Source organism: Bacteroides faecichinchillae JCM 17102, assembly GCF_000614145.1.
GTDB classification, from domain to species: domain Bacteria; phylum Bacteroidota; class Bacteroidia; order Bacteroidales; family Bacteroidaceae; genus Bacteroides; species Bacteroides faecichinchillae.
On record NZ_BAKK01000100.1, the window covers coordinates 1 to 2,769 of the forward strand.

The window sequence follows — 2,769 nt, forward strand, 5'->3', positions numbered from 1 at the left end:
CATAGAAGAAAGTGGCTCTTCACCTTTCATTTTTTGTAACCCATGCCAACGATAGCCTGCATTAGGCTCTCTCAAATAAATCCGGTAAACTTCGTGGCTTTTATCAATAATTGTTGCTTGTACCGTAGATCGATTAGGGTAATTCTCATCACGCCATTTTTCATAATAAAACGTCACGTGATAACATAGATCTTCCGGTTTCAAATAATCCGGCAATATATAGAAAGAATCCGGCCATCCTTCTTGTAGCCACTTGTGTTTTAAAAACATAAAATCACCTTGCACCACGCTAGGAATTATCTCCTTACGGTACCATTTGGGAAACTTCTCTTTTAGTAAGTTCTGAATAATCTCAACTAAAATACTATCTCTTTTCTCTTTTGGCATAGAAGAGAGAGCTTCTTGTGCAATCAGCATGCCATTTGTACAAACAAATAACAACAATAAAAAAAAATGTTTCATAATAATTTAATTTATTTAATCAAAGCTTTAAATAATAGTCAATCCATGGCCCGCATTATTATTTTTCATATCCAATACTTTACATAATAGTGATTACACTTTTATCCTCATATTATACATACTATAGCAAAAGTAATATTATTTTTCGAATAAAGACAAAGTTATTCAGAAAAAACAGATAAAAAAGAAGAGCTAATTTAACATGTAATTAAAACAATCTAAAAACACACTATCTCAATCAATTTTATTGAAACATTATATTCAATATTAAGCAATAAACATCTATCATACATGCAATATATATATTCAAGATGGCTACTATATAATATCTCTAATTTATAAAACATTTAGAGGCAGGTTATTATTAACACCTACCTCTAAATTTGAGAGATTTTTTAAAGATTATCCTAATCAACGCCTAACAAGACAGCGGATTATTACTTACTATTTTTACCTATAATAAATATATAATATAAATAGGAAAAAACTACACGTTTCAGCAACAACACTTAATCAATAAATGAATATTTATCTGCCTTCCTTCCGTTATTATAATAAATATACATCTGTGGAGGGTCAGTTACACTATGTCCCGGAAATACAAAATCTCCCTTATCGGCAACATGAATTCCTACATAATCCAACACAATTCCATAATTACTCTCATCACCGTTCTTCAAATAATCGTAGTCTCCTTTAGATGGACCGACTTCACGTTCTTGTTCAAAAGAACCATCTAAAAATGGAGTATGCGTATGGCATGTCGTAATACAAATAGCATCTTTTGGGACACCATTCTCAACAGGAAGCGATGATCCTAAATAAACAGATGCTTGTGCATCACCTGACACAGGTTCACCGTACTTTATCTTACCTATATAATACTGCCCATCTGCCGGTCTGTAATAAATAAAACAAGCTGCTTCTCTTCTTTTGTATCTAATTTTTGCATACTCTTCTTTTGTTAATTCCTTTTTCAATTCTTTTTTTTCTTTTCTTCATAATCAATTACAGTTTTCCACAGAGTCCTCATACAATCTAAAACTACTTTACTATTTCTAACATTCTCAGGTTTACGAGCCTCCATAATCTTTTCCGGATCAATAGAACCACTGCCAGCACCACAACCATAAGCACCACAGTAATAACAACTACATGCGCAAGTATGACTATCACTTGATCCACAACCGGAACCACTTCCAGAACCGGAACTAGAGCCACAACCAGATCCAGAACCACAACCGGAATTAATGCAACTACAGAGATCATAGCTACAACAACCACAAAGACAACTAGGAATACTACCGCAACCTGAACCGCAACCTGAACCACAACCACTACCACAACCACTGGCTGTCACCCATCCCAGGCCACATACATAAATCGTACCAGATATGGCCCCTCTGTCATTCAGAGAATTGAAAAAATCTTGAGACATACAATCATCCGCCCCCATACCTGTACCAGTAGAATAAGTAGTTCTCGTAGCCGATGAAGCTCCATTTGTTTCTTGTTGCTTCAATTCTTCACTTTTGTTCTTTTCTTCCATTTTTCTTTTGTTTTTAAAAGTTTATAAATTAAATAATTATATATAGTGAAAAACACTATCTCAATTTGATTCAACACATATCAATCCATGGTAAAAGAGATATTCAAGCTCATTTATAACTAATCTGTAAACTTGATGCTCGTCTTTCTTTATCTCAAATGAAAAAAGAGGCAATAACTCTTCCAATAGACGTCCAAATGTTTGTTTCTCTTTCAATAAATTCAAAATATTGTAACATAAATCTTTGATGATTATCTCTTTAAATCCTTTGTCGAGCAAACTGGGAATACAAACGATATCAAAATTATCGAAAGGCATATCTTTATTGATTCGATCTCTTAGCAAACGTTTGGCCTCCAATGGCCAATGTTTAGGAATCTCAAAAACGGACAAATAGGGATTTCTACTAAGAACACATAGATTTTGTATTCCACGTTTAGCATTCAAGAAGCCAACGTAAGCAGATGAAGATTTCTCTTGGTTATATAAATCTTCGTTGGATATTTTTCTCCATTTTGCGGATAAACTATCTAAATGATCATGATAAGCAGCAATGCACATCTGCGAAGTCAAGTTGGGAGTAATTGAACATTTATTTTTGTCACGCAACCGCTTATGGCTATATGGAAACAGTTCCAATACTCTCTTGTAATACTCAGGATATTTGTATAATAAGGTTTTACCCAGCAGTTCACAAATTCGCTGATTTCTTTTATGTCCACCCAAAATATGCATCAATGTCACGCGGCTATACTTAT

General features: G+C 33.8%; 4 protein-coding genes. All 4 read right to left on the reverse strand.

All coding sequences use genetic code 11. The features are described from left to right. A partial coding sequence (locus JCM17102_RS25300; RefSeq protein WP_033887232.1) for a hypothetical protein occupies window positions 1-462 on the reverse strand: 462 nt, incomplete at its 3' end. A gap of 509 nt (window positions 463-971) precedes the next feature. After that, complete coding sequence (locus JCM17102_RS25305; protein WP_025076545.1) at window positions 972-1,442, reverse strand: hypothetical protein; 471 nt, start codon at window positions 1,440-1,442, stop codon at window positions 972-974. Further along, complete coding sequence (locus tag JCM17102_RS30535; protein ID WP_025076546.1) at window positions 1,439-2,011, reverse strand: hypothetical protein; 573 nt, start codon at window positions 2,009-2,011, stop codon at window positions 1,439-1,441. The genes JCM17102_RS25305 and JCM17102_RS30535 overlap by 4 nt, the downstream gene beginning before the upstream one ends. A gap of 60 nt (window positions 2,012-2,071) precedes the next feature. Further along, a partial coding sequence (locus tag JCM17102_RS30810) for a DUF6734 family protein (protein ID WP_025076547.1) occupies window positions 2,072-2,769 on the reverse strand: 698 nt, incomplete at its 5' end.